The sequence below is a fragment of the Phormidium sp. CCY1219 genome (assembly GCF_055795085.1).
This window is the reverse complement of the sequence record NZ_JAYFEQ010000379.1, coordinates 1-26,168: the sequence shown is the minus strand read 5'-3', so window position 1 is coordinate 26,168 and position 26,168 is coordinate 1. Positions and strand designations below refer to the sequence as shown.

Here is a 26,168-nt window from a genome sequence, read left to right as displayed (position 1 = left end):
GACTTATGTGCAATGCTTTTATTGCGATACGGAAGCTGTCGGGTGGGCATTGCCCCGTGCCTTGCAGATGAGTATCTAGGAAGCCAGAGCAATGCCCACCTTACTCTACTACTCTACTCAATTTTTTCAGAGTCCCGGAAAATACGGACACTGGAAACCGAAAACCTGTGGAAACCGCGCAGGGTTGAATCAGCGATTTGGCGGATGTATTTTCGATTGTAGCGACGCAAAATAGAAAAGTGCATGAAACAGGTTCTAGATTAGAAACCGGGTTTTTGACATCAGATTAATTCCCATAAGAAATTAGAGCCAAAAACCCGGTTTTTTTGTCCAATCAACTTCATACAAAACCGAGGCACTAGATAGCTCGCGCAGCTCATTTTGCCAAACCCTAGTTAACTTTAGCAAGAGGATTTGCGCGAGACAGATTGTCGGAGATTATCTAATTTTGGGGAAAGAGTTGATAATGCAAAAACAGTTAATGAAGCGCTCTCCACGCAAAGATCCATTTATCGCGCAATTTTTAGCCAGCATTCCGCCAGAAATTGCCTCTAGCTTTACCGATGAGCAACTTACGGCGTTAAAAGGGGCATTTGGCAAACGCGGATGGAATCGTCATCCGGTGGATATTCGCATGAGCGTGCCATTTCCGCGACCAGGGTTTTATATTGTTTTATTGGGAGGACGAGAGCGGCGATCGCGCCAGCGTCGGCAAGGGGATCGCAACCTTCATGGTTTGTGGACTTGGAGGAATAGTGCAGTCATCGTCTCATTTACTTTGGCGATAATGAGTGCTGGGATTGGGGGAGTATATACGGTGGAAAAGTCCCTTGATTTGCTGTCAAAAAAGCGACCTTTCCATCCCACGGCAATTCCCTGGATATCCGACGCAGAAACCTGCGAAAAAACTGACAGAGTGTGGCGAGATTCAGAATGCCTAGATTTCGAACACAGTCCGGATTTTTAGGGAAAAAAATCCGGTATGAACCCCAAGAATGCGGGAATAGTAGTCGCGATCGCGCAGACTGTGTGATTGCTTGGGGGAAGCCGCGGTGGGGGGAGGGCAAGCAAAGAAGACGCGGAAAAAGGAGCGGTTGCATCAATTGCACAGACCCCAGGAGCGAGACTGCGATCGCCTCTCCCATCGCCATCGCCCCTGGAATCTGGGGAAAATTACTCGCGAGACTGACCATCGCGACGGCCCAATTCATAAACGCCACAGCTCACGCAGGCAATCATCCCCACACTAATCGCCCAACTTTTGCCCAGAGTTAGTTGCACCCCCCAATTGCAGAAGCTACCGATTAATAGAAAAGGCACGATACTGAATACGGAAGCATAGAAGGCATTTTGTGCTTCTCGGGCGCGACGAGTGCGCTCAAATTCTTCTTCTGAGGTATAGAGCGATCGCTCGGCAAAATTAAACCAGCGATTGAGTTGCTCGATGGTCCACTCGCTGACCCCAGACAAGCCCAAATACAGAGCCAGGGACCACAAACACGCCCCAGCGATCGCCGTAGCATCCAATCCGAATCGAAACGGAAAAATCTCAGTCAACATAGATAAGGTACCAGTAGAACAGAATCGATCGGGCGATCGATATTTCCCGGAATTTTAACAAACCTTAAGAATCCATATCGTTAGAGTGGAGAACATTTTTTCATCAGCCCCCAGTGCCGCATTCTCGTTCCAAGTCAGTTTCGGCAGGATTTTATTATCTTATGCAACGGTTGGAAAAAACTTATGGTTGCCCTCAAAATAAAGTTTTTTCCCACCGTTGCCCCGTTTATCCCATGCCAGGAAACACCCCGCTTTCCCCTTCAGTAGTAGAAAACGCGATCGCGGAGTAAAATAAGCAGCTGTAGCCTTGTTTTTCCTTGCCGAAGAATTTGGCAACGGTTCGGTGAAATTTGCCGATGACCAGCCGAAATTGCACGGATTCTTCCCCAGGCAAAATGAACGATGGTTCACGTCAGGAACTCTCTCAGGAACCAACCCCACGACTCAAGTCAAGGGGGCTTGTACTCCTAATCCCTGACCCGCCTAAGACCCATGCGGTCTGCGTTACCCCGAAGCGTTAAAATTCAATCCCTGGGATGCGCTGCCACTTCCAGGCTCTAGACCCGAGGGGTTAAACCGCCGGATCTTAGTTAAAGCGCTACCCCTTGGAACCTAGGGAGGGGTAACCTCGATCGCGGACCGCGCGCCGTCCCACGGCGAAGCGCGAACCCGTTGCGAGAGGCAAACATGACCCCCTTTGGGAAAGGGAGGTGAAAACACCTTCCCGATGCCGATCGGGTAGGATTGCACGAATCCGTCACTGTGCGGACCAGAGGCAAACAGAATCGGGTCGAACCTCGCATTTCCCTATCCTTAGCGGAGGGGGCGATCGAAAACAGGCTTCGCGGAGAGGATGGCCACCTGTATCCCATTTAAACAGGCCCTGCGGGGCGGTTGTTGGTGCAAAGGAGAGAATTTTCTTTCCTGAAGATAAATCACAGGGGTTTTCATTCTCTGCCTTGCTAACGCTGAGTTTTGATAAGAATTTGCCGAGGTGATGGTGTCGGAGAAAAGCACCGCCGAGGAAAAAGCCTCCCATCCCATCAGCGAATTGGCAAAAATTAACGGCATTGTCGTCAAAAAGGGTTCAAATCGATTCATAATGTTATCTGCGGTTGAGGAGTGTAAGGAATGCCCCAAAAATTGATGCCACTTCTAAGGAACAAAAAGTTGCCCCGCTGGGCGAGAATTGTCTCGATCGCTGCCCTGGCTTGGATTTGCGTTTTGGTAATCCAATTGCAGCCCCAAGTCAGTCATGCCTTGGAAACCAATCGCAGCGAGATTGCCACAGGCAGCCAATGGAAAGGTGCCTCATTTCCCGTAGAAAACTTTCGAGGATATACCTCTCCATTTGGCTATCGTCGTTCCCCCACCGGGGGCTACAGTCGAGAATTTCACTCGGGCTTAGACATTGCCGCGCCGATGGGAAGCTACGTCCGCAATTGGTGGGCGGGGACGGTAGTTGATGCGATCGACGATAGTCGCTGCGGCATCGGTCTGGTGATTGAATCGGGAAACTGGGAGCATATTTATTGCCACATGCAAGGCGACGTGCAAACGATTCGAGGTCGGCGCTACTTAGTCGATCGCACCGGGGGTTTGCAAATTGCTGAAGGGCAAAGAATTGCAGCAGGCATTCGCATTGGTCGCGTGGGAATGACCGGGCGCAGCACAGGCCCTCATCTCCACTGGGGTCTGAGATACAATGACGAATGGTACGATCCGGCGTTAATTTTGCGAGCCATGTATGGTTCCGCTCGGCGCGTTTCGATGGAACCCTAGGCCACGCCTGAGTTCGGTTTTCATTGGCCGCTTTCAATCCCGGCGTATCCGCCAAAATCGCTCCGGTCCCGAGGAGGGGGAAACAGACACCAGCCACAATGTCTTGACCTGGTTCTTCTCCGGAGCGATTCCTTTTGGGCAATTAATGAGTAAAAATTTATATGGCTATATCGTTGTGAAACGGAAAATGAAAATGGTGCGTTACTGGGTAAAAGTAACGCACCTGAGACATGAACGGGGAAACCACTAGGGCGTCGGTTCGGCAATCAATCCACCGGATGGGGAAGCGGGTGGGGGACCCTAAGAGGTTGCAACTCGATCGCGATTGGATGAAGCCACCCGGTTGATTGCTTCTACTAAAGCGAGGCTCTAGGGATTATTGGCGATGAGCTGTTTTTCTGGCAGTTCGGTATATTCGGCAACAATTTCGCGGAAGCGATCGCCTTCGATGGTTTCTTCGTCTAAGAGAATGTCCACCAGGCGATCGAGAAGTACCCGGTGTTCGCGCAAAATTTGACGCGCTTGTTCGTAGCAGTGAACCGCGATCGCCCGCACTTGGCGATCGACCAGGGTGGAAATTTCTTCCGAGTATTCCGACTTCGGCATCAAGTCGCGACCCAAAAACACCTCATTATTTTGGGTTTCTAAGGCAAATGGCCCTAACTCCGACATGCCGTAGCGCGTCACCATTTCCCGGGCCAAGTCCGCCACTACCCGCAGGTCATTGCTCGCACCAATGGTCACTTCCGCCTCGCCAAACACCTCTTGTTCTGCCGCTCTGCCCCCTAGGGTAATCGTCAGTCGGTCCATCAGCCACCCCCGGGTATAAAGACCGCTATCGATGGTCTCTTCGTTAAAACTTTGTTGGGCGAACCCACCCACCCCGCCAGAACGGGGGATAATCGTGACTTTATTCAGGGGGTCGGAATTTTTCAGCAGGGTCATCAGCAAGGCGTGACCTACTTCGTGGTAAGCAATCAAGCGCTTTTTCTTGCTGTCGAGCAAAGGCGTCAGTTGCAGACCCACGGTAATGCGATCGATCGCATCGTCAACTTCCAATGGCCCGATCGCATCTTTGCGTCGTCGTCCGGTTAAAATCGCCGCTTCGTTGAGCAGGTTGGCCAAATCCGCACCGGAAAAGCCCGGTGTCCGACGGGCGATCGCCTCTAAGGACACTTCCGCAGACAGTTTCTTATTGCGGGCATGAACGTCCAAAATTCCCAAGCGACCATTGTAACTCGGCAAATCCACAATCGTTTGGCGATCGAATCGACCCGGGCGCAACAGAGCGCGATCGAGTACGTCCGGGCGGTTGGTAGCGGCAATAATAATCACCCCGGAATTTCCCTCAAATCCATCCATCTCGGTGAGCAATTGGTTGAGGGTTTGTTCCCGTTCGTCGTTACCACCGCCAATCCCCGCACCGCGCTGACGCCCTACAGCATCAATTTCATCGATAAATACGATCGCCGGCGCATTTTCTTTCGCTTTGCGGAACAAATCCCGCACTCGGGAGGCCCCGACTCCCACAAACATCTCCACAAACTCGGACCCGGAAATGCTGAAAAACGGAACCCCAGCTTCTCCGGCGATCGCTTTGGCGAGCAAGGTCTTACCCGTCCCCGGCGGTCCGACTAACAGCACCCCTTTCGGAATCTTCGCCCCCACCGCCGTGAACCGTTCCGGCTTTTTCAAAAAGCTGACCACTTCTTCGAGTTCTTCTTTGGCTTCTTCGATGCCCGCTACATCATCAAACATCACCCCGGTTTTGGCGTCCATCTGGAACCGGGCGCGGGATTTGCCAAAGCTCATCGCCTGGTTCCCCGCTTGGGACGATCGCCGCACGATCGCCATCAGCCCGCCGATTAATAGCACGATCAGCAAGATGTTGGCGGCGATGCCAAATGCCGCACTCGGATCTCGCGAGGGCTGCACGTCGAGTTCGATGGTCTCCGCACTTCGGTTTTGTTGGGCAATTTTTTGGAACAACTCCGGGTGGCGATCGAACAGGGGCACCTCTACGGTCTCTTCTCTATTCTCTAAGCGCACTCTCGCCACGTCTTGGGCCGGGTCGATGACCACCCGCTCTACTTCCCCGGCATCGATTCTACGCAACAGTTCGCTGTAACTGAGGGCGTTCTCCTGGTTCTGCGCCAACACCGGCGTTGCAAGCATCACCCCTTGCGCTACCAAGGTTGAGGCCACAATTGTCTGTACGCTCCACCGGATGCGCTCCAGGGAAAATACTCCCTTCGCTCCCCGATTCCTCCCCTTTCGACTCTCGCTCTTACCAGTGGGGTGCGCCGAGTCTGATGCGATCTCAAAGCCATTTCCGAACCTCGGCGAATGTCGCGCTCTGTGATTCGCCGTTTTATTCTCGATCCATTTTGTCCAAAAACCTTTCATGTTCAATCGCTCTTGACCTGCTGCGTTGTGGAAGTTGTCTGTGCCCGAGTTCTTCGGTAAACCCTCGGCAGGGATTTATCAAAATCTTTACTTTTCTATTGTATTTCAATCCCGAAAATGGGTTCTTCAGCCTCGGCTACCTAGGCTCCTATTTTACCAAATTTCCGTTAAACTCCCTCGGCGTAGGGCCAGCCGCACTAATCTAACCCTGCCTCCTCTACAAACAGCGAAGTCAGGACCTTTCGCTCGATCCTGACTCCGGGGTGGGTTCTTTGCTCTTTTTCCTCTCTTGAGGATTCTCTCGGGATTAAATCATATTCATACCAACTTCATGTTAAAGGTCAGAAAAATTTTACGGAAAGGGGGATTGACAACAGGGAGAATCCGTGCTATATACCTGACAACAAAGCATCAAAGACAAACCGGGATCGAGGCAGAGGCGCGATCGCGCCTCTGCACCGATTCGGATCCCCAACTGCCAATCGCGGATCTCTCTGGCTGGAGATCGTCCCGGATCCAGAGCAGATCGGATAAATTTTGAAAAAACTGTCAAAGGTTTCGCTGCAGCGGCTTGTGGATCTCTCTGGCTGGCGAGGGTTCCGGATCCAAAGCAGATCGGATAAATTTTGCAAAAACTCTCAAAGGTTTCGCTGCAGCGGCTCGCTGAGATAATCAAGTGTTGAGCATTGCAGGGAAATCATCAGCGACGAAGCGCAGATAGTTCTCGTCGTCTCGGGGCATGAAATCGAAATCCCACAATCAAGCAATTTGCAAGGGGTTTACGATGACATGACCACCACAAGCATGAGAGCCGCCACACTTAAGGTGACTACCTGCAGGGCAATGGTGCCAGCTAACCATCGAAACGGCTTCCAAGTGTATTCCATGATTCACTCCTCCTAGAAACTGATGCAAGACTGAAGTAAACGTTCAGAAGAATGCTTGTTAATTATTGCCTCAGAATTGCGAATCGATCTGCGATCGATATCACAATTCCTAGAGACGGCGATCGGATCGTTTGGGTTTCGTGCGATCGCAAAATTCCTCGGTTGCTTACCGTGAGAGACATTGAGTAAATTACCCCCTCAATTTACACTGCCTGCTTTTACCGGAAATCCCCCTTTTGGTTGAGTTACACCTCAATGGGAAATCCACTCTTCCAGATAGATTTATCTTGCATTTGACTGACCTCCGGCTGATTTACAAAGTTTGTATTTTAGCCTCTTAAAGGAAAAACGGCGAGTGCGATCGCCCAAACCTATCTTAGCATAAATTTTTAACTTGCAGTATTATTGCCCCTTTCCATTGCACTTAACCCTTGTCATGGTTGAAATTACTTTGTTTTTCAGTTTACCAAAACCTGCAATTTAGATGTTGTGTCCTTGGGGGATCGCCGAATATATCAGAGGAAAAATAGAAAGGGTGCTGTGCTGATTGGTTTTTCAAATCAATCGACCCTTGGATGATGGAATTTAGCGCCCAAGAAAAACCCGTTTTCGGTACGGAAAACGGGTACTCAAATCGCCCTTTACTCGTTGCACTGGGCATCTCATTTAGGAGGGTGGGATAAGCGATCCCGGTTTACCTCTTGCCTGGAGGCGATCGCCTTTCCCAAGGCTATGCCCTTAATGATGATGGTGATGGTGATGAGAATGGGTGTGAGATGACGATCCCTCGGTTTCTGGAGCCATAGGCGCGGCTTCCGAGAGCAGGGCTTCGATTTGCGGACTCGCCCACTGCGCCGCCATTTGGAGAAATTCCGGACGTTCGTTGACGCAAGGCATCTGGATGTAAGCCACATCAGAATGCTGGCTCTCTAAAGCGTGAATGATATGGTGAACGTCAAGCAAAGTTTCGTGATTTTCCGTAGCAAAGCCAATCGGCATAAACACCACCGCCTGGGCACCCAGTTGAATCAAGTTATCCGCCGCCAACTTCGCATTGGGTTGCGTCCACTCGATTAACGGGGTTTGGTGATTGAGCCAACCCACGGAAATTAACGGATACTTGTTAATCAGTTTTTCGCGCACCGCCTCGTACAGGGCTTGACTTTCGGTAATACCAGAGGTAAAGCCCTTCGCCTTGTGGGGACATCCGTGGTTCATCAGCACGATCCCAATTTGCGAGGGAAGGTAATTCCCCGCCAGTTCGGCGGCGATGGTTTGCTCCACCATCTGCGCCATTAAATCAATATAGGCAGGTTCGTTATAGAACGAGGGGATATAGCGCATTCCCTTCACCCAGGGGTCTTCGGGATTATCCTCTAGCTTCTCTAAGGCGCGGTTGACCTGTTCTACGGCGATCCCGCTGGTGAAAATGGAATCCACCACCAGCAGGGGGTAAATCAGCAGTTTTTCAAATCCTTGGGCTTTGATTTCGGCGATGACTTGCTCGGGAAGGAAGGGGGCGCAGAAGTTAAAGGCTTTGAAGACTTGCACGCGATCGCCCCACTGTTGTTGCACTTCGCCCTCGATCCCCGCCCGCTGCTTTTCAAAAATGGCATTGTGCGGGGAAATGAAGTTTCCATGCTGGTGATTCCATTCGTGGAAGTCAAATACCGCTAGCAGTTTGGCCAGTGGCGGATAGAGCCAGGTGGGCACCGGGGCAAACTTGGCGGTGAGTAAATTTAGGGCTTGTTCGTTGTAATTGGCGAAGTCGTCGTAGCTTTCGACTTCTCCGTAACCCATGAGCAATACGGCGACGCGATCGCTGCCGCTTGTCATTTCGGGCGTTGCTTGCTGTTTTTCGGGAGTGGCAACCACTTTGCGTTTCCTCGGCTTAAATTATCTTTCAACACAAAGGCAAAGAGTAAATTTCTGGCCAAATTTGTCCTTTACCCCTTGCCAATTTTTTTCTTTCCTCTTAGGGTAACATCCCCTCGGGGGGGAGTGGATGTCGCCAGATTGTGAATTGGTAACGCTCAATTGTCAATTCTTTATATTTTCCCGGGTTCTCCATCCTGGTGTGGCAACATCCCTATTGCAGTATCAGAACTTGTAATCCGTTCGGTTGCTGAATTGCCGATCGGTAATTGATTCTCCACCCGCCCCATGCCCTTTGGCGCGATTCTCGATTGCCAATTGTTGATTTGGGTCTATCCGATCCTCGGGTTGGCCGTTACAATCCGTTACCTTTCTTGATAAAAATTGACCCCTTGGCTCTTGACGTTCCTCTTTCCGGCAACATACGATAAATCTATCTGGAGGAGGATGACGAAGGCTTTTGACTTCATTATCCATCCCACTCCTTCAACGTGAGGCAGTCAACTCGATTTTTAATCGTTCGCACAATACTATGACGTTCAAAATTCTCAGCCTAGATGGCGGTGGCATTCGGGGAGTTTTATCCGCCAGAATTCTCCAGCAGGTAGAAACGACCCTCAAAGAAAAAACCGGGCAGGCACTACATGAATACTTCGACTTGGTGTCTGGCACATCCACCGGCTCGATTCTGGCAGCCGGAATTGCCTGTCAGATGAACGCTCAGGCAATGATTGACCTCTACCTGCAAGAGGGCAAAAATATCTTCCTAGACTCGGTACGTCAGCAGCGCGGATGGCGCAAAGTGAGTCAAGCGGTGGGCGCTAGGGTATTGTACCCCCACGAACAGGGCGATCGGGGGTTGACCAAAGTATTACAGAAATATTTGAAACACCCAGAGTTAGGGTCCCCGACGATGAGTCAGATAACTCAACCCAAAATTCTGATTCCCGCCTATGACGTTTATTCCCGCAACACAACCTGGTTTGTCAATGGCAACCCCAATGCATGGTATCACAATCTGGGACTCTGGCAAATTTGCACCGCTTCAGCGTCAGCCCCCACTTTTTTCCCCCCGTATGAACTTCCCTACAACGAAGAGCAAAGTCTGCCCCATATCGATGGTGGGGTATCGGCAAATAACCCGGCGTTAGTGGCGATCGCCCATGCCTTGTATATAGAAAAAGCCAACGGATTAAAATTGAGCGATATTTCCGTCCTCTCCATTGGCACGGGCAATACCACTCAGGTCTACAGCTATGAAGAAATCAAAAATTGGGGACAGTTACGCTGGGCGGAAAATATACCCAATATGTTTATGAGTCCCGCTTCTCAAATTTCTGAAGCGATCTGCTGGCAAATCCTCGAAAGTGGCGGCGGGGATTATCTGCGTTTGGATTTCGATCTCAACGAACGATTGCAAGGAGACCCACAACCCGGTCGCTTGCGCGAACCCCTACAGGAAGGGTACAATAAATATATCTATCGCCTGAAAGGTAAGGATACACCTGTCAGTGAAGATATGGACAATCCCGAGAATTGCCCAATCCTGATAGAGGCAGCAGAATGCTATCTGGAATGCGGTAAAGCCTATTATCGGAACGCAACCGATCCAGTGCCGGTGCAAACGGCGATCGAACAGTTTATCGCATCCCAGTAAGCCCTCACAGATGAGCAAATCCGCCGATCGCACCCTCGCACTTTACCGCGATCGGGGATTCTCCGCCCGAAACATCCATGCCCCTAGCTCACAGCAAAGATTCGGCGTGGGTTTAAACAGTAGTAGACCCCAGGATCCGGCGGGGATTTTAATCCCCTGGGGGTGTTGCTGCAAGAGAATTATTGCCCAAGTCAGAGGTTAAGTTTATAACCTATTTGCAATTTACAATAATTTGTTTCGGTATAGTGTTATGAGAAAGGTTGCAATATAGTAACAAAAAACGATTGAAGCGATCGCCTCATCAACCCCCCACTGATGCACGGCGGGTGGTGCCGCGAATGTAGTTACATGGTCGAGAGTATCCGGGATAACTTTACCAAAACTTTACAAAGTTGCTCTTGACGTTAATCTGTATTAAGAAATACCATAGATCTATCTCCAGGAGGAGAACAAACCGTCAGGTTGGGTGTATCGGAACCCCAAGACATGGGTGCATGGCGCGGCCAGGGCGAATGCCTCCGGGACATTCTCGCTCCTTGCCCGTGAGTTCGTCAGAGTGGGCGAACTCGACAATCAGAGTAAATTTTAAACCAGGGTATAGGCAAGCCAGCCGCAGAATTATATTTGGTGGCTAAATTTAAGCAATGCTCTACGGTTGGCCGAGCAATCGTCGCTTGCGGCAACCGTAGGAACAAGCTGTGCTGCGTGAATTTCCCTCAAATTTAGGAGAACTGTCCGAGGCATTATAAATCCATGAAATCCAGCGTTGAAAGAGACATCCCGTCAGCGGGAGAAGAGAGTCCCGAAACGATAAAGGAGATATTTTGGCAGCACTGGCAAGAGCATGATACCGATAGTTGTTGGCAATCTGCTCCGAGAGATGCCAGTTAAATTGGCAAAATCTTTTCACAAAATTAGGGAGTCAACCGTCTAATAAATAGAAGCATCTAGCATAGCTCTGGCTTCTGCGGAAGCGAGGAGCGGCTGGCGTCCCCGCGCGGGCCAGCAAATTAACCCTTAACCGTATCGAATTAACCCAATTATGGCTGCCTTGAATTTTAACGAAGACAACTACTTGCAACAATATCCAGATGTGGCACAAGCGGTTGCCGATGGCTCATTTGAGAGCGGTTTTCAGCATTGGACAATATATGGGTTTAAGGAAGGAAGGACGCCGGAAGTCCGTTTTAACGAGCAATTTTATCTCGACTATTATCCCGATGTAGCCGCCGCCGTCAATAACGGGGATTTCTACAGTGGTTTGCAACATTATGCAATCTTTGGCGCAGGCGAAGGTCGGACGATGGTAGGGAGTGCCACGCGACCCGGTTCGCAACTGCAAGAAATTTTAGACCGAGGGGTTTTGCGGGTTGCCGTTGATGACGATGCGATCGGATTTAGCAACCGAGAAGCAGATGGTTCTTTTAGTGGGATTGGCATTGATTTTAGTCGCGCGATCGCCACTGCTTTGTTTGGCAATCCTGATGCGATCGAATATATAGTCGTCGAAGCGGGACAAGACTTTAATGCGGTTGCCAATGGGACAGTGGATATCGCCGCCACTTTGCCCACTCATTCAGTGTTGCGCGATGCCAGTTTGGGAGTGGATTATTCACCGACCGTGTTCTTCGATACCCAAGGGGTGATGGTGCGAGGGAACAGTGGGATTAGTTCGGTGGAACAATTGCCAGAAACTACTATTGGAGTATTAGCTGGAACTCGCTCTCAGCAAAACTTAGAAGATGCGGCGCAACAAGCGGGAGTAACTCTAAATATCCAAACTTTTTCCTCTCAAGATGACCTCTTTGCTGCTTACGATGCGGGACAAATCGGTGCAGTCTCGATGAATCGCGGGGGGCTGAGCAATCGCATTCCCACCTTATCTAATCCGGGGAATCAAGTGATTTTAAACGAGAACTTGGGGAAAGAACCGTTAGGACTCATCCTGCCGGAAAACCAGTCCGAATTTGCCGATGTAGTCCGCTGGGTAGTTAACGCTCCCATTCAAGCGGAAGTTTTTGGCATCAACTCCCAGAATGTGAATGAATTTCTCAATGGCAATACCGACATTAAGCGGTTCTTAGGAGTAGAAGGAAATTTAGGCGAATCCCTGGGAATCTCCAATGACTTCGCCCTAAAAATCATCCAACAAATCGGCAACTACGAAGAGATTTATAACCGCAACTTCGACGAAACCGCACTACCCCGCAATCTCAACGAACTGATGTTTGTGGAACCAGAAGGGCAGCTATTTTATCCGCCCTTTTCCGGTAGCGATACAATCAGCGTGCCCTTGGTGGATAACGATAACCGCAACGTTTTGCAGGAAGTCTTAGACCGAGGTTTTGTGCGCGTCGGGGTGAGAAATGAGGCTCCCGGACTGGGTTTTGCCGATGCCAACGGCAACTTAAGCGGATTTGATGTGGATTTGGGGCGGGCCGTAGCAGCAGCGGTATTTGGCGACCCCAATGCCGTAGAGTTCGTGGTTCAGACATCCGCCGCCCAGCGCTTCAGCGATGTTGCCAACGGCATTGTGGATATTACCAGTCGCAACACCACCCACAACCTCAAGCGGGATGCCCTGCTGGGGGTAGATTATGCGCCGATTAATTCTTACGACGCTCAATATGTAATGGCTCGCAGTGATAGTGGCATTACCTCTTTTGAACAGCTTGAAGGTCGTCGAATTGGTGTCAGTTCCGGGACAACTTCTGAGACGAAGCTGCGAGAAAGACTGGACTCTCTGGGGGTTAATGCGGAAGTCGTCACCTCTAGTAATTTCCAAACTCTATTTGACAGTTATATTAACGGCGAACTCGATGTCATCACTGGCGATGGCACCTTGATTCTCTCCAGTCTTCTGACTTTACCCCCCGAACAGCAAAACCTGTCGCAGCCGCTTCCTGGAGTCTTGGGAGAGGAACCTTTAGCAATGGTAGTGGATGAAAACCAATCCCAGTGGAAGGATGTGGTTTCTGGGGTGACTTATGCCCTTTATGAAGGAGTAGAACTGGGTTTGACTTCAGAAAATGTGGCTGAAGCCGTTAATAGTTCCGACCCAGTTGTGCGCCGCTTTTTGGGCGCGGAAGGAAATATCGGAGCAAGTTTGGGTTTGCCCAATGATTTCGCTTTGAATGCGATTTCCGCTGTGGGCAATTTGAGTGAGATGACAGCCCGGAGTTTTCCCGGTCTTCCGGTTGGCGTTGTCGGTACGGATGACGGTTATGTTTCCATTCCTTTTGCTTGATTTTGTGCCGTCGGGGGAATTTATAACTCTCACCTGACCACAATAAATCCTGTAGATTTCCTGTCAATTCATTGGAGTCGTGACATGATGCTGATGCCAACCCCTCCTCATCAACTTCTACCCCTAACAGAAGAACAACAACTATTAAAACGCTTTGCCGCAGGTGAAATAAATGCTTTCTGGCAATTGTTTCAACAGTACCGCGACCACCTATGGCGTTGCTGTCTCAAATGGACAAAGGGCAACTCAACCGAAGCCGAAGACCTGCTGAGTCAGGCGATGCTGAAAGCCTGGGAAAAAGTGCAAAAATTCGCCGGAAAAATCGATAATTTCAAGTCTTAGCTAACGACCCTGACTCGTAATTTTTGGATCGATATAACCCGTCGCCGAGGAAGCAGCGGAGTTGAAGATATGGAAGTTTATGGCGAGCAACATGAGCTAGGACTGGTTTCGGTTGAGCAGACGCCAGAAAGCGCTTTGGAGAGTGAGGAGAAAAACAGGGTGATTTGCCGCGCCATTGAGGAGTTACCGAATTGGTTGCGCGAGACGTTTATTTTGCACTATTATCGAGGACTCTCCAATCAAGAAATCGCGCAACAGCAAGAGATTTCTGATGTAAATGTCCGCCAGCGCATCTCTCGGGCGCGGAAAATTTTGGCTATTGAGTTGCGCGGATATTTTATCGGCGACAGGGCAACGGAATCAGACACAGGGAAGGTAGCAGCAAAACCAGCGAAGTCTAAGAAAGGGACAAAGAAGCCTGCTGAAACTGAAGCGATCGCAGCTAAGACGGTGACAGTATCCGAAGTGGTAGAAGAAGTAGGGGCTGTGGTTGAGGAACCCCAGGAAACAGCAGGATTTGTACAGGCAATTGATACCACATCCGGCTGGCAAAAGTCTTTGAGTCTTGCCCGATCGCATAAGGCACAGATATCTGAGTGCGATCGGCTCGTTTCGCATCACTCTGAGGGGAAGGTATTGGGCGATCGGGACTCGCCACTGAGCCGAAAAATGAGCAGGGGTGCAGCTTGGAAGCAGTTTTACGAAGTGCAGGGCGTTTCAAAAAAATTTATTCCGGTGAAGCGTTCACAATTTCGCATCGGAAAGCGTCTAATGAATAGAGGGGTCAAAAATGAGCCAGCAAAGGCCAACCTGCCTAGTCATCACGACTCGACTATTCCTCGAAACTGCTCAAACCGTGAAAGCTTTAACAAACCAAGTTCATCTTTCTTGAAAAGCGCGATTTTCAATCAGCAATCAATCCCCTTAAGTACAGGTAATCCTCCTGTAAAACGGACGACTCAACTGAAAAATTATGCAAAAATAGGGAAATCGCAACGACAAAATGAATGTGAAATTCATCAAGGCAATCAATACCACAGAAACTTTCAACCTCAAAATAAAATCCTAAAATCTCTTTAAGAGACAATGAAACTAGCCAAGAAATAAAACGGCACGATGCCATTATTTCGCGTCACTCTAAACCATCACTAACCGAAGGATAAAGCACCATGAAAATTCCAATTCAGGCGGGACACGTCCCGCGTTAAGCGGAGTAAATGTTCTGCAAATAAACCCATACAAAACAAGAAGGAGGTGATGATTAATATGTTTTTTTACTTTTGGCGGCGTTGGTAATTAAAGCATCATAATACTTCTTTCCGTCAATTAATCATTTTTCGTTCAATCCCGTGATTAATTGCAATGGAAAAGAACTGGGGTGAGCCTCTCTCACCCTACTGACTGAAAAGTAGGATGAGCGTTGCCCATCCTACTGATTGAGAAAATATCGAAACACCTAGCCCTCAAAGGCATAAAAGCATCGGCAGTTCACCGAAATCTAGGAGATCGGATTTTGAGTTTGCTTTAGTAATAGCGTGAGCATTGCCCACCGTCGGGATTAGACCCGCGAAGATGGCAGTCTAACTTTTTGCCAACAGCATTTACACCAACCATGCAGCAGCTTACTTGGTTTATCAAAACCATCGCTAAATATATCGGCCCCTACAAATGGCAAGTTATTCTTATGTTTTGCTGCATTATTTTTAATGCCGCCTTTGATTCTGTATCGAGAGTCAGCTTAAAATTTCTGGTTGATGCAGCAATTATCCCTCAAAATTACCGACTTTTAGTTTTAATCATCTCCCTGCTTTGTATTGGGGCAATTCTTTACATCGCCATTGGCTTGCTGGGTAATTTTTTAGGAGCGAGATTGGGAATAATTATTACTAACAATATTCGCCGCTCTCTATTCGAGCATCTCCAGGGTTTGTCAATGGAGTTTTTTGGACGACGTTCAGCCGGAGATATTCTTAAATGTATTATTTCCGACGTAAAAACTGTAGAAGATGGTTTAATCTCGGCGGGGCTAACCGTGGTGGTTATGGCAACGAGCAACATCCTCTTTTCTACGGTTTTCCTCTTCTTACTCAACTGGCAGTTAGCCACCTTGACGTTGATGGGTATTACCCTCTGTGTTATTGCTCCTGCACCCATTGCCCAAATCGCTACTGCCAAAGGTTATCATGTGCTGCAAAAAGAAGGAGAAATTTCCAGCCTCCTCGAAGAAAATCTTCTCTCTCAATCTGTGGTCAAACTGTTTGGCATGGAAGCTCGCGTTTCTCAAGAGTTTGACCGTGAGTTGAATGACTTGCAGCGAGTTTATGTTCGGGCAATGTTTTTGTCCTACTTAGTGCAAAGAATTCCCCTCATTCTCTTTGTTCTCACCCAGCTTGCTATCTTAAGTATCGGTTCCGTGATGACCTACAACAATTATATTTCTGTAGGGACTCTCGTTTCCTATCAAGTTTTGCTCCTCAATTTAAACCTTTATATTCTTGCCCTAGCCAGCTCGATTCCGATGTTTATTGATGGTGTAGCTGCCCTGCGACGCATCACGGATATTTTCTCAGAAACGCCCACAGTGCAAGAGTCACCGGATGCAGTTGCATTGCCGCATTTTTCCCAGGAAATTTGCTTTGATACTGTCACTTTTAACTACTCTACCGAGAGAGTCGGAGTTAAAAACTTATCCCTGAAAATTCGTCACGGCGAGTATGTGATGTTTGTCGGGCAGAGTGGGGCTGGGAAAAGCACCATTGTTAACTTACTGACGCGCTTTTATGACCCGGATAAAGGCCGCATTTTGTTGGATGGAATCGATTTACGCCATGCCACTTTGCGTTCCTTGCGCTCTCAAATCGGACTGGTTTCTCAGGAGGTGATTTTATTTAACACTTCCATCCGAGAAAATATCCGCATGGGGGATTTAGAAGCCACTGACGCACAAGTAGAAACCGCCGCCAAAGCTGCGGAAATTCACAATTTTATCTTAACTTTACCTCAAGGTTACGATACCCCAGTTGGCGACAGGGGCGGACAACTATCGGGGGGACAACGGCAAAGAATCGCCCTAGCGAGAGCATTGGTGAGAGATCCGGCGATTCTGATTCTCGACGAAGCCACATCTGCCCTGGATGTAGCGACAGAAGCGGGAATTCTCGCCACTATCGATCGCATTGCCCAAAAACGCACGGTAATCGTCATCACCCACCGCATCGCCCAAGCCTTGCGTGCGGATAAAATCTTTGTCCTCGAAAATGGCAGCATTACCGCATCGGGACACCATAGGGATTTGGTGGAACGAGAAGGACTCTATGCCACCCTGTGGCAACAGGGTCATCAAATTTCTAACTCTCCCAAACTTCCTTTATCTTAACTACAAATTTGACCTTTGCTCAAAGTTTTGGAACTGAAGATAATAACGAACACTAACGAAGAGCGCAAATAGTTGATTCCCTCATTGCATCCCTTCGCCACCCCAGCTATAGACGAAGAGAAAGGGATAATTTCGTTTATACACTTACTATAAAATCAAGAAGCGATCGCTACCCGATCGCGCCCATCAGCTTTGGCGCGGTACAGTGCGGCATCTGCGGCTTCCAGCAGGGCGAGACTGGTGGTACCATGTTGGGGAAAACTCGCCACGCCCAAGGACAAAGTAACTTGACCCATGTGCTGACCATCGTACTCCACACTTAACAATTTCACCCGATCGCGCAGTTCCTGGGCGCGCTTTTGCGTCACTGCCAAGGGAGCTTGAGGTAAAATCAGGGTAAATTCCTCCCCACCGTAGCGACAGGCGATATCCCGTTCGCGGATATGCTGGTGAAAAAACCCACCCAATTGGCGCAGCACTTCATTACCCGCCTCGTGACCGAAGCGATCGTTAAACTGCTTAAAATAGTCAACATCAATCATAATCACCGAAAGCGGATATTGCTTCAGTGCCGCTTGATACAGTTCTCGTTCCAGGGATTCATCTAAATAGCGACGATTGAACAACCCCGTCAGGGAATCGCGAATGCTTTGATTGTGCAGCGTTTCCCGGAGGCTTAAATTCGCCAACGACAGAGCAATATGTTCTGCAACCGTCACCGCCAGCAGTTGTATGCTTTCGGTAATGCCCTGGTGTTCTGGGGCACATAAATACAGAACCCCTAACGCTTTCCCCTGCGCCATCATCGGCACGCAACAATATTGCGACGGCAATAAATTCTCATGTAAATGCTGACAAATCAATCCTTCTTGCATATTTTCCACATAATGCAAGCGCCCCCGTCGCAAGGCCCAACATTCATTCGGTTTAAACAACTTATCGCTGGTAAAGGTAATTCCCCAAGACGCCACCACTTCCAACAAATTATTCGGAGAATTCATCATAAAAACTGCGCCGGCAACTTGCGGAAAAAGAGACTTACAAGATTTGGCAATAACATTATAAGCTTCCTTCACCGTCAAGCAAGCTTGCAGCAGATCGTTCATTTCCCCGAGCAAAATTAATTCCCGGTGACGCGCTGACAATTCGATAGTTTTTTGATGCAATGCTTCCTGAGCTTGTTTGCGTTCCTCGATTTCTTCCAAAGCGCGATCGCGCATTCGGCGATAATCGTAAATCCGACGAGTCAGATCCGTCACATCTTCGATCGCCAACAATGCATAAAACCCCGACCCTTCTAACCGAGGCACCGGCGTCACCGTGGTATGTTGGATGCGAAATTCGCCATCAGGGAGAGGAATCGGAATCGTATATTTATGGAGCTGAGAAGAAAAAATCGTAGGCGGTCCGCCTTCAAAAATCTGTTTCAGGCGACGCAGATATTTTGGCTGAGTCAGATGAACGAAGCGATCGCCCAAATTCCTCCCCACAATTTCCCCCTTGGGAATTTTCGTCCAATCTGCCAAACAGCTATTCCAAAACAACACAATAAAATCGTCCCGCAGAACGCAAACCCCCACCGGAACTCGGTCGAGAATACCAAATTTTTCCTCAACCTGTTCGATTTCATTCATCATTCATCACCGTAATCCATCTCCAGAGCCGCCAATAACACATCAAACGACCCTACCTTAAAAATCAGGATAATATCTCCTGCGATTTGCAACTGTTCGATAGTAAATCGAGCCTGAGCCAATAACACCGTCGTTTTCGATTCCAACCGATTGGCAACCAACAAATTATCCACCGTATCCTCGAGATAAATCGGCAGAGAATAATTAAGGTGCTGGTGCAATAAATTGCTCATCGACCCCATCACCCCATTAATCACAATATTCCCCACTTCCGTCAGGGTGCCAATTTTCACCGCATCCAAATCCGGAGTTCCCACCTCTTCATTTGTGAGCAACGCGACCAATTTCGAGGCACTATCGGTGGGGAAAACCAGTTGAGCGGTGCCGCTAAAAGAGCCGCTAAACCCAAGACGAACTGCAGATACATCGGAAATGCCGAGGCGCTCTTCCAGTTCCGATTTCATCCTTTTCGGGGATAAAATCCGAATGAAAGGAACCTGTAACCGGATGTGGGAATCGATCATCTCGTTAAGCACGCTTGCGGCTCTGCCAACACCAATGTTGACCAATTCCTGCAAGGCATCTAGTTGCTCAACGGTCAAATTCATGGGGCGTTCTCCTCTGTTGTTAAATTCAAAGCTTTTTGCAAAGCCTCTATCATTTCCTCAGACTTCGGAGGCTTATTCAAAACTGCCAAAGCTCCCAACTCAAAACAGTGCTGACGAGAGGTTTCTTGAATGTCTGCCGTCAGCACGATAACCGGAATTTTAATATTTTTGTCTTGCAACGCTTGCAGCACCTGCCATCCGTCCATCTCCGGCATTAACAAATCCAATAAAATACAATCCGGAGTGTGAGAATCGAGCAACTCTAGGGCTTGCTTGCCATTGGAAGCTTCCAGAGTTTCGTACCCCTGTTTTTGTAAATTTTTGCAGATAACTCGCCGGGTAAAAATTGCATCATCTACGATTAAAATTAACGCCATTGTTCGTATTCTTTCTCCTTATCTCTAACAGATGGAAACAGGCGGCTGGTTGTGGGAGGTCAACTCAAGCGGAAGGTTCCCGGTTCACCCAAGACTCAGGGGGTGACATTTTCGGATGAGGCAACGATCGCGCGATCGCGTCCCTGATTCTTCGCCTGATAAAGCGCCGCATCTGCCGCTTGCAGCACCGCAATTGCGCTTGTGCCATTCTCCGGAAAGCTCGCCACGCCCAATGACAGAGTAATCGGCCCAATCGGCTGGCGATCGTAGTGCAAGTCCAGTTGTTTTATCCCATCGCGCAACTGTTGCGCGCGATGGGAAACCACATCCAAAGGCGCTTCGGGCAAAATCAGGGTAAACTCTTCACCGCCATAGCGACAAACAATATCAGATCCGCGAATGTGCTTTTGTAAAAAAGACCCCAATTCTCGCAGTACGACATCGCCCGCGTCGTGACCGTAGGTGTCATTAAATTGCTTAAACCGATCCACGTCAAGCATAATAATCCCGATCGGATGTTTATGGCGTTTGGCCCGACGGATTTCGCGCTCTAGAGACTCTTCCATATACCGTCGGTTGTACAAATTCGTCAGGGGGTCGCGGATGCTTTGATTTTGCAACCGTTCGCGCAGTCTTAAATTCGCCAGGGCGGTAGCAATTTGTCGCGCCACCATCACCGCCAATCGATGTTTGGCGTCGCTTAATTTTCCCGCCGTGGGGGACCCCAAGTAGAACACCCCTAAAATTTCTCCATGCGCCACCATCGGAATGCAGACATATTCTCCCGGTAAGCGATCGCCATGCAGGTGCTGACAGAGCAAACTGTGCGCCGTGTCTTTCACCCAATAGGGTTGCCCGCGTCGCAGGGCCAAACATTCATCCGGGGCGAAAAGAAGCTCGCTGGTGAGGGGTTCTCCCCAAGTTGCTACCGCCTCGACAATATTTTTAGAGGCACTAATCGCAAACACGCCGCCGCTGTGTTCGGGAAATAAGGGTTTGGCCAAGGTTCCGAGCACCGTATAGGCTTCCTCTACCGTAAGGCAAGCTTGCAGCAAATCGCTCATGTGGTTGAGCAAAGTAATTTCCGAATAAGCTTTGGAGAGTTCGTGATTGCTTTGCGAGAGTTTGGGGAGGAGCTTTTGCACCTCAGTATTGCGACTCAGGTAAATCAGCAGGGTGGCGATCGGGAGGCAGGTGCCCACCAAGGAGCCGCCGAGCACGGTCCAGAGGCGCATGGGCCAGTGTAAGGGGCGCACCTCGGCGGTGGGCATCGCCAGAAGCGACCACTGACGTCCGCCAATTTCCAGGCGGCGCAATCCGGCGAGGGACAATCCATCGTTAGCGCGTTGAATAGCCTGTTGGCACTGAGACTGGGAGGAGGTGGGTTGGGATTGCTTTGGGGAGAACACCCGCTTAGTGCTGTCGGCGATCGCTTGTTGGCCCCGCGAGTGGTAAACGGCGACAAATCCTTCTCCTGGTGCCGCAGTGGCGTCCCACAAACAAACATTGAGTCCCCTGACATCGATTTGGGAAAGGGCAGTCTCGATCGCCTCTTTCACCCTGACCCCGCCTAACACAAACCCCTGCACCCACTTTTCCCGCCCTAAACTCCCCCGATTCGGCATCCCTGCCAGAATTGGGTTTTTATGCTGGGGGTCATACACTGGCATCAGGATCGAGATGCTGCCCGTGGGGTTGCTGGCGATCGCTTCTGTGGCTACTAGGTCTCCGCGTTCTGTGGCTGTTTGCACCGCGTTGCGCCCGGAGGCAACGGATCCGAAATCAAACCCCACCACCCATTCTGGCGTCCCTTGGGATTCCACATACACCATCGGAAAATATTCGGTTCTTGCCTTGGCGGGAGTCCAGAGTCCCTCCGGGGTTCGTTCGAGAATTTCAAAGGTTGGTTTGCCTTGCTTTTGCACGGTTGCTTCGTAAGCGCGGCGATCGCTCTGGGACACGCGAGGAATCCAGGCTAAACTGTGAATGCTGGCATGGCGGGCAAAGATTTCTCGAGCAAATTGCTGAAATGAAGGCCGATCGAGCGCTCCGGAAACCGAGTAAAATTGACCCAGGCTCCAAATTGAATTTAGGTCATTTTCTATTTCCCGTTGCACGGCGATCGCGATCGCATCTGCCTGCTGTTGCACGTTCTCGTTTTGCCGTTCGATCTCCCAATTCCAAACAATGGCGGTGGTGGCAACGCAGAACAGCACGCCGGCACAGAATGTCAATCCCACTCCGGTTGGAATGGATCCCTGTTTCCAGGCAATTGCAAGCCGTTTTCTCAGGGATTTACAAATGGCAGTCATGGTTGCGCCCCTCTGTTGATGTTTCCCACCGCATGTCCGTTGTGTTGTTATGCTGCCCTTGAATATGATGGCAGCGAAATAGTGCCACACTCTATCGAGGAGCGATAAACACTCTTGTATCTGATTATTTGCCCGGGAATTCACGATCCCCACTTGACAGAGTGTTTTCTAGACAGCTTGCTGCCAAGGTTAGAGCCGATGGCAGATTTTACTCCTTTGGTGTTTCCTGCTTCGGATTACTCTGCTTATTGTGCCCTGGATATTTTACAATTTTTGCACTCATCGGGGGTGACAGACAAGGATGCATCGGATTCTCTCGCCCCCGTGGTTTTCATCAGCTTTAGTGCGGGGGTGGTGGGAGCCATTGGCGCTGCTTGGCAGTTGCAGTTTTCGCAAAACCGAGTAAAAGCATTCTTGGCGATCGATGGGTGGGGGGTGCCGCTTTACGGTAACTTTCCCATTCATCGCATCAGTCACGATTATTTTACTCACTGGAGTTCGGCCCTGTTGGGTGCGGGAGAAGAAGGGTTTTATGCCGATCCCGGGGTGGGGCATTTGCAGATGTGGCGATCGCCGCAAGAGGTGTGGGGGTGGCAAATGCCCCCTGCGGGAATGTCTTCAGATCCCGAACGCATCACCGCCCTTGCCTTTATCGCGCGGCGGTTGTCTCCCTACGGGATCGCAGGCGATCGCGATCGGGCAAGGTAGCACCCTGGCGTAAGCATTACCCCCGACAAACTCTTCTGAAACTATACGGGCAGCTTCTTAATTAAATCCTCATGTGCTTGGGATAATTGGATATGCCTTTTGCTCGATGCTCCTCTTCTATCTATGGCTTTCATGCCCAAGGGAAAAATTAACCCCATATTCCCTCTGGATAGCTCAGTTAATTTTTCGTTATTGGCTATAAATTTGTCTTTGTTTTCCTGATTGTGGCTCTCGATAGCGGGCGATATTGGCTACCAATGGGATGGTAAATCGCGGAAAATTCCATGCGTTCTACTGTGATGGAGGCTTTTACGTTATCGACGATTTGATTGACTTCGGCGGCAGTAATTTTTGTTGTTAGCTGTTAAAAAAATAACGGTTAATCGGTGGCAATTGACTTCGCCTAAATGTTTCTCATCATCTTGTCGTTGCTGTCAAAAAGTTTGGTGGTTTTATTGCTGATTGCGTTTTTGATTTCCACGGTGATGCTTGTTTTTGCGCCGATAGAATAAGCGGCGATTCCCCTGACGGTGTTCTGGGCGGGATGATTGCCCGCCCGTATGTTTGCGGCGTTCATTCTGGGCATGTTTACCCTCTGGGTGGCGGCGATGAAGGTGAAAGAAAAGGCTAGCCCCGATGCTCCATTTATGGCAGGTGTTCAACGCCGGATTGCTGTATTTGAGGGGCAATCGGGGGAGTCAGGTGTTGGTGCAGCTAAGGATTTTGGAGTAGGCGATCGCGGCGCTGACGGTTCTGGCGATTAATTGAGACCAGGTGGTGGGGTGGGAAGGGTGTGGGGTCTGTTCGATCGCGGTGCCCATGCAAACCCTGGTGCAAGCGCAAACCCCCGACTCGAGGCGATCGAAGGTGTTTGGCGGTGTTTGGCATTCAAAACCACAGGATTAACATTGGGTGGAGTTTGGCATTGGCGATCGCCGGCTGAGCGATGCATTTGCTTTACCTGCGGTTTTGCTGAATCTGAGTTTGCGGGTGACGGGGGTGGGAATCTGGGCGTGGGTCAGCATTCGTGGGGTATTGCGCGATTTAATCTAGCCGATGCCCGATGACTGGGGGAACTATCCCGGGTAAACCGATGGAGTTTTCGCTCTTTGAGCCATTTTCTTAAATAAATATCAAGATTGTGTCCAATCCAGGAAAATTGGTGCATCATAAATCAGTGAAGGTTCACCAAGACCACAGCAGGATGCGCGAGGGTTAAAAAAATCAGCACAGATTTTCCACAAATTGGGTAGGCTGTGGTGGAGAATACCACCACAAACTCGGGTAGGTTTTATACTCGCTCTCGTTAAACCAGAATTGAGGAACGGGCATTCTGCGTAGAGCACAGTTGAGAGGTAACAGATGCAAGTGAAAGGTGTAGACGTACAGCGCGTATCCGGGGCATTTGCCCTGATCGATAGTTTGAAACGGCATGGGGTGCAGCATATTTTTGGCTACCCCGGAGGCGCGAATCTGCCGATTTACGATGAAATCTATAAAGCGGAAGCTGCAAGGGAATTGCAGCACTTTTTGGTCAGACACGAACAAGGTGCGGCGCATGCGGCGGATGCTTATGCCCGGGCCACGGGAAAAGTCGGGGTTTGCTTGGCCACTTCCGGCCCGGGAGCAACCAATTTAGTGACGGGTTTGGCCACGGCATATATGGACTCGGTGCCGATGGTAGCGATTACGGGACAAGTGCCGCGCGCGGCGATCGGCAGCGATGCCTTTCAAGAGATCGATATCTTCGGGATCGCTTTACCGATTGTCAAGCACTCTTATGTGGTGCGCGATCCCGCCAATATGAGCGAAACCGTGGCGGAAGCATTTCATATCGCCAGTACCGGCAGACCCGGACCGGTGTTGATCGATGTGCCAAAAGATGTGGGGATCGCTCAGTGCGACTACGTTCCCGTGGAACCGGGATCGGTGAAGTTGCCGGGATATCGGCCCACGGTGAAGGGCAATCCCCGGCAAATCAATCAAGCGGTGAAGCTGATTCAAGAGGCGAAGTGCCCGTTACTGTATGTGGGCGGTGGGGCGATCGCTTCTGGCGCTCATGCGGAAATTACAGAACTGGCAGAACATTTCCACATTCCCGTGACCACCACCCTGATGGGCAAGGGCGTATTTGACGAACACCATCCGCTCTCCGTGGGCATGTTGGGAATGCATGGCACCGCTTATGCGAATTTTGCCGTCAGCGAATGCGATTTGCTGATTGCCGTGGGGGCGCGGTTCGACGATCGCGTAACTGGCAAGTTGGATGAATTTGCCCAAACCGCCAAAACCATCCATATCGATATCGATCCGGCGGAAGTGGGCAAAAACCGCAAACCGGATGTGCCGATTGTCGGGGACGTGCGTCAAGTGCTGGTAGACCTGCTGCGCCGCAGTCACGAAGTGGGGGATGTGGTCCGCGAATCGCAAACCAAAGCATGGCGCGATCGCATCCGACAATGGCGGGAAGAATATCCCTTGGAAATTCCTCATCCGGAGGATAGTCTCTCTCCCCAAGAAGTGATTGCCGAAGTAGGCCGTCAGGCTCCCCACGCTTACTATACCACCGATGTGGGTCAGCACCAAATGTGGGCGGCTCAGTTTCTCAAAAATGCCCCCCGTCGCTGGATGTCTAGTGGTGGATTGGGCACGATGGGATATGGGTTGCCGGCTGCTGTAGGAGCAAAAGTCGCTTTACCGGACGACCAGGTGATTTGTATCAGCGGCGACGGAAGTTTCCAGATGAATATGCAGGAACTCGGCACCATTTCTCAATATGGCATCAAGGTGAAAGTGGTGATTTTGAATAATGGCTGGTTGGGCATGGTGCGCCAATGGCAGCATTTATTTTATGACGATCGCTTTGAAGCCACGAACCTGGAACAGGGCACGCCTGATTTTTCTAAGCTGTCTGAAGTGTATGGTATCAAGAGCTTGACCGTGCGAACTCGGGCGGAACTTCCCGAGGCGATCGCCACCATGTTAGCTCACGATGGTCCGACTCTCCTCGATGTGCGCGTCAATCGCAATGAAGACTGTTACCCAATGGTGGCTCCGGGAACTAGCCCCTCGCACATGTTGGGTCTGTCTCATCCCTATAATGCGGTGTCTAATACCCTGACCTGTTCCGCCTGCGGTGCCCAAAACCCGCCCACTCACAAGTGCTGTAGCGAATGCGGCACCAAGTTGCGTTAATCGCCCCGTCTCTCGGTTCCCAGAGGAGGCTCTGGGAACCAGATTTTTAAATTCTGGGGGCAATTATACTTGTCAGGGCGGGCGATTGAAATCGCCCCAATATAGCACAAAATATATTCTCGTCCCCAACCCGTAGGGTGCGTGACCCCCGCCACCCGATCGCCACTGGGAGAACCCAAGAAAAGCGGGGGGTCACGCACCG

Annotated in this window: 22 protein-coding genes; 12 read left to right on the top strand and 10 right to left on the bottom strand. The window is 50.0% G+C overall.

Annotated elements, in window-relative coordinates; all coding sequences use genetic code 11:
* Window positions 1–466: 466 nt before the first annotated feature.
* Entirely contained in the window at window positions 467–967 is a 501-nt protein-coding gene (locus AC0QH1_RS07360; protein WP_324630351.1) for a hypothetical protein, read from the top strand.
* Window positions 968–1,173: 206 nt separating this feature from the next.
* On the opposite strand, the gene AC0QH1_RS07355 is transcribed toward AC0QH1_RS07360, so the two are convergent.
* Entirely contained in the window at window positions 1,174–1,560 is a 387-nt protein-coding gene (locus AC0QH1_RS07355) for a hypothetical protein (protein ID WP_324630350.1), read from the bottom strand.
* A gap of 226 nt (window positions 1,561–1,786) precedes the next feature.
* A complete protein-coding gene (locus AC0QH1_RS07350; RefSeq protein ID WP_324630349.1) occupies window positions 1,787–1,954 on the bottom strand; it encodes a hypothetical protein in 168 nt (55 codons plus the stop codon).
* Between the two features lie 752 nt (window positions 1,955–2,706).
* Between AC0QH1_RS07350 and AC0QH1_RS07345 the strand changes: the two genes are divergently transcribed.
* A complete protein-coding gene (locus AC0QH1_RS07345) occupies window positions 2,707–3,342 on the top strand; it encodes a M23 family metallopeptidase (RefSeq protein WP_324630348.1) in 636 nt (211 codons plus the stop codon).
* 369 nt (window positions 3,343–3,711) lie between these two features.
* Here AC0QH1_RS07345 and ftsH read toward each other — a convergent pair whose 3' ends face one another.
* Entirely contained in the window at window positions 3,712–5,517 is a 1,806-nt protein-coding gene (gene ftsH, locus AC0QH1_RS07340) for an ATP-dependent zinc metalloprotease FtsH (RefSeq protein WP_324630355.1), read from the bottom strand.
* A 1,856-nt stretch (window positions 5,518–7,373) separates the two neighbouring features.
* Window positions 7,374–8,510 carry a ferrochelatase gene (locus AC0QH1_RS07335; protein ID WP_324630347.1) on the bottom strand — a complete coding sequence of 379 codons (1,137 nt, stop codon included), beginning with the start codon at window positions 8,508–8,510 and terminating at the stop codon, window positions 7,374–7,376.
* Window positions 8,511–9,042: 532 nt separating this feature from the next.
* Here AC0QH1_RS07335 and AC0QH1_RS07330 point away from each other — a divergent pair.
* From AC0QH1_RS07330 to AC0QH1_RS07305, 6 genes are all read left to right on the top strand, one after another.
* The gene (locus AC0QH1_RS07330; protein ID WP_324630346.1) at window positions 9,043–10,167 is read left to right on the top strand and encodes a patatin-like phospholipase family protein; all 1,125 of its coding nucleotides are present in this window, start codon (window positions 9,043–9,045) and stop codon (window positions 10,165–10,167) included.
* Between the two features lie 753 nt (window positions 10,168–10,920).
* The gene (locus AC0QH1_RS07325; protein WP_324630345.1) at window positions 10,921–11,058 is read left to right on the top strand and encodes a hypothetical protein; all 138 of its coding nucleotides are present in this window, start codon (window positions 10,921–10,923) and stop codon (window positions 11,056–11,058) included.
* Window positions 11,059–11,209: 151 nt separating this feature from the next.
* Window positions 11,210–13,414 (top strand): transporter substrate-binding domain-containing protein, encoded by a 2,205-nt coding sequence (locus tag AC0QH1_RS07320; RefSeq protein WP_324630344.1) that lies wholly within the window; start codon window positions 11,210–11,212, stop codon window positions 13,412–13,414.
* 84 nt (window positions 13,415–13,498) lie between these two features.
* Window positions 13,499–13,756 carry an RNA polymerase sigma factor gene (locus AC0QH1_RS07315; protein ID WP_324630342.1) on the top strand — a complete coding sequence of 86 codons (258 nt, stop codon included), beginning with the start codon at window positions 13,499–13,501 and terminating at the stop codon, window positions 13,754–13,756.
* A 9-nt stretch (window positions 13,757–13,765) separates the two neighbouring features.
* The gene (locus tag AC0QH1_RS07310; RefSeq protein ID WP_324630353.1) at window positions 13,766–14,836 is read left to right on the top strand and encodes an RNA polymerase sigma factor; all 1,071 of its coding nucleotides are present in this window, start codon (window positions 13,766–13,768) and stop codon (window positions 14,834–14,836) included.
* A 532-nt stretch (window positions 14,837–15,368) separates the two neighbouring features.
* Window positions 15,369–17,132: an ABC transporter ATP-binding protein gene (locus AC0QH1_RS07305; RefSeq protein WP_324630341.1), complete on the top strand. Its 1,764-nt coding sequence runs from the start codon at window positions 15,369–15,371 to the stop codon at window positions 17,130–17,132.
* A gap of 155 nt (window positions 17,133–17,287) precedes the next feature.
* Here AC0QH1_RS07305 and AC0QH1_RS07300 read toward each other — a convergent pair whose 3' ends face one another.
* The 4 genes from AC0QH1_RS07300 to AC0QH1_RS07285 all read right to left on the bottom strand — a co-directional run bounded on the left by AC0QH1_RS07300 (window position 17,288) and on the right by AC0QH1_RS07285 (window position 22,063).
* Complete coding sequence (locus AC0QH1_RS07300) at window positions 17,288–18,769, bottom strand: diguanylate cyclase (protein ID WP_324630340.1); 1,482 nt, start codon at window positions 18,767–18,769, stop codon at window positions 17,288–17,290.
* Window positions 18,766–19,374: a chemotaxis protein CheC gene (locus AC0QH1_RS07295; protein WP_324630339.1), complete on the bottom strand. Its 609-nt coding sequence runs from the start codon at window positions 19,372–19,374 to the stop codon at window positions 18,766–18,768. Before AC0QH1_RS07295 ends, AC0QH1_RS07300 begins: the two co-directional genes overlap by 4 nt.
* Entirely contained in the window at window positions 19,371–19,751 is a 381-nt protein-coding gene (locus AC0QH1_RS07290; RefSeq protein ID WP_324630338.1) for a response regulator, read from the bottom strand. Before AC0QH1_RS07290 ends, AC0QH1_RS07295 begins: the two co-directional genes overlap by 4 nt.
* Window positions 19,752–19,846: 95 nt before the next feature.
* Entirely contained in the window at window positions 19,847–22,063 is a 2,217-nt protein-coding gene (locus tag AC0QH1_RS07285; RefSeq protein ID WP_324630336.1) for a diguanylate cyclase, read from the bottom strand.
* Window positions 22,064–22,261: 198 nt separating this feature from the next.
* Between AC0QH1_RS07285 and AC0QH1_RS07280 the strand changes: the two genes are divergently transcribed.
* Entirely contained in the window at window positions 22,262–22,771 is a 510-nt protein-coding gene (locus tag AC0QH1_RS07280) for a hypothetical protein (protein WP_324630335.1), read from the top strand.
* Window positions 22,772–23,174: 403 nt separating this feature from the next.
* On the opposite strand, the gene AC0QH1_RS07275 is transcribed toward AC0QH1_RS07280, so the two are convergent.
* Complete coding sequence (locus AC0QH1_RS07275) at window positions 23,175–23,357, bottom strand: hypothetical protein (protein ID WP_324630334.1); 183 nt, start codon at window positions 23,355–23,357, stop codon at window positions 23,175–23,177.
* Here AC0QH1_RS07275 and AC0QH1_RS07270 point away from each other — a divergent pair.
* The 3 genes from AC0QH1_RS07270 (at window position 23,356) to ilvB (ending at window position 25,966) form a co-directional block, all read left to right on the top strand.
* The gene (locus tag AC0QH1_RS07270) at window positions 23,356–23,535 is read left to right on the top strand and encodes a hypothetical protein (RefSeq protein ID WP_324630332.1); all 180 of its coding nucleotides are present in this window, start codon (window positions 23,356–23,358) and stop codon (window positions 23,533–23,535) included. The genes AC0QH1_RS07275 and AC0QH1_RS07270 overlap by 2 nt on opposite strands.
* Window positions 23,536–23,683: 148 nt before the next feature.
* Window positions 23,684–23,824, top strand: coding sequence for a hypothetical protein (locus AC0QH1_RS07265; protein ID WP_324630331.1), 141 nt, complete (start codon window positions 23,684–23,686; stop codon window positions 23,822–23,824).
* 309 nt (window positions 23,825–24,133) lie between these two features.
* Window positions 24,134–25,966, top strand: a complete 1,833-nt coding sequence (gene ilvB / locus AC0QH1_RS07260) for a biosynthetic-type acetolactate synthase large subunit (RefSeq protein WP_324630329.1) — start codon at window positions 24,134–24,136, stop codon at window positions 25,964–25,966.
* Here the strand turns inward: ilvB and AC0QH1_RS07255 are convergent.
* A partial coding sequence (locus tag AC0QH1_RS07255) for a hypothetical protein (RefSeq protein ID WP_324630328.1) occupies window positions 25,963–26,168 on the bottom strand: 206 nt, incomplete at its 5' end. The two genes, ilvB and AC0QH1_RS07255, sit on opposite strands and share 4 nt — an antisense overlap.

Excerpts from the sequence above, each read along its gene's own strand:
- AC0QH1_RS07360 (WP_324630351.1), top strand. The coding sequence starts at position 467 with ATGCAAAAACAGTTAATGAAGCGCTCTCCACGCAAAGATCCATTTATC.
- AC0QH1_RS07355 (WP_324630350.1), bottom strand. The coding sequence starts at position 1,560 with ATGTTGACTGAGATTTTTCCGTTTCGATTCGGATTGGATGCTACGGCG.
- AC0QH1_RS07345 (WP_324630348.1), top strand. The coding sequence starts at position 2,707 with ATGCCACTTCTAAGGAACAAAAAGTTGCCCCGCTGGGCGAGAATTGTC.
- ftsH (WP_324630355.1), bottom strand. The coding sequence starts at position 5,517 with ATGCTTGCAACGCCGGTGTTGGCGCAGAACCAGGAGAACGCCCTCAGT.
- AC0QH1_RS07330 (WP_324630346.1), top strand. The coding sequence starts at position 9,043 with ATGACGTTCAAAATTCTCAGCCTAGATGGCGGTGGCATTCGGGGAGTT.
- AC0QH1_RS07325 (WP_324630345.1), top strand. The coding sequence starts at position 10,921 with ATGAAATCCAGCGTTGAAAGAGACATCCCGTCAGCGGGAGAAGAGAGT.
- AC0QH1_RS07320 (WP_324630344.1), top strand. The coding sequence starts at position 11,210 with ATGGCTGCCTTGAATTTTAACGAAGACAACTACTTGCAACAATATCCA.
- AC0QH1_RS07315 (WP_324630342.1), top strand. The coding sequence starts at position 13,499 with ATGATGCTGATGCCAACCCCTCCTCATCAACTTCTACCCCTAACAGAA.
- AC0QH1_RS07305 (WP_324630341.1), top strand. The coding sequence starts at position 15,369 with ATGCAGCAGCTTACTTGGTTTATCAAAACCATCGCTAAATATATCGGC.
- AC0QH1_RS07300 (WP_324630340.1), bottom strand. The coding sequence starts at position 18,769 with ATGATGAATGAAATCGAACAGGTTGAGGAAAAATTTGGTATTCTCGAC.
- AC0QH1_RS07295 (WP_324630339.1), bottom strand. The coding sequence starts at position 19,374 with ATGAATTTGACCGTTGAGCAACTAGATGCCTTGCAGGAATTGGTCAAC.
- AC0QH1_RS07290 (WP_324630338.1), bottom strand. The coding sequence starts at position 19,751 with ATGGCGTTAATTTTAATCGTAGATGATGCAATTTTTACCCGGCGAGTT.
- AC0QH1_RS07285 (WP_324630336.1), bottom strand. The coding sequence starts at position 22,063 with ATGACTGCCATTTGTAAATCCCTGAGAAAACGGCTTGCAATTGCCTGG.
- AC0QH1_RS07280 (WP_324630335.1), top strand. The coding sequence starts at position 22,262 with ATGGCAGATTTTACTCCTTTGGTGTTTCCTGCTTCGGATTACTCTGCT.
- AC0QH1_RS07270 (WP_324630332.1), top strand. The coding sequence starts at position 23,356 with ATGTTTACCCTCTGGGTGGCGGCGATGAAGGTGAAAGAAAAGGCTAGC.
- AC0QH1_RS07275 (WP_324630334.1), bottom strand. The coding sequence starts at position 23,357 with ATGCCCAGAATGAACGCCGCAAACATACGGGCGGGCAATCATCCCGCC.
- ilvB (WP_324630329.1), top strand. The coding sequence starts at position 24,134 with ATGCAAGTGAAAGGTGTAGACGTACAGCGCGTATCCGGGGCATTTGCC.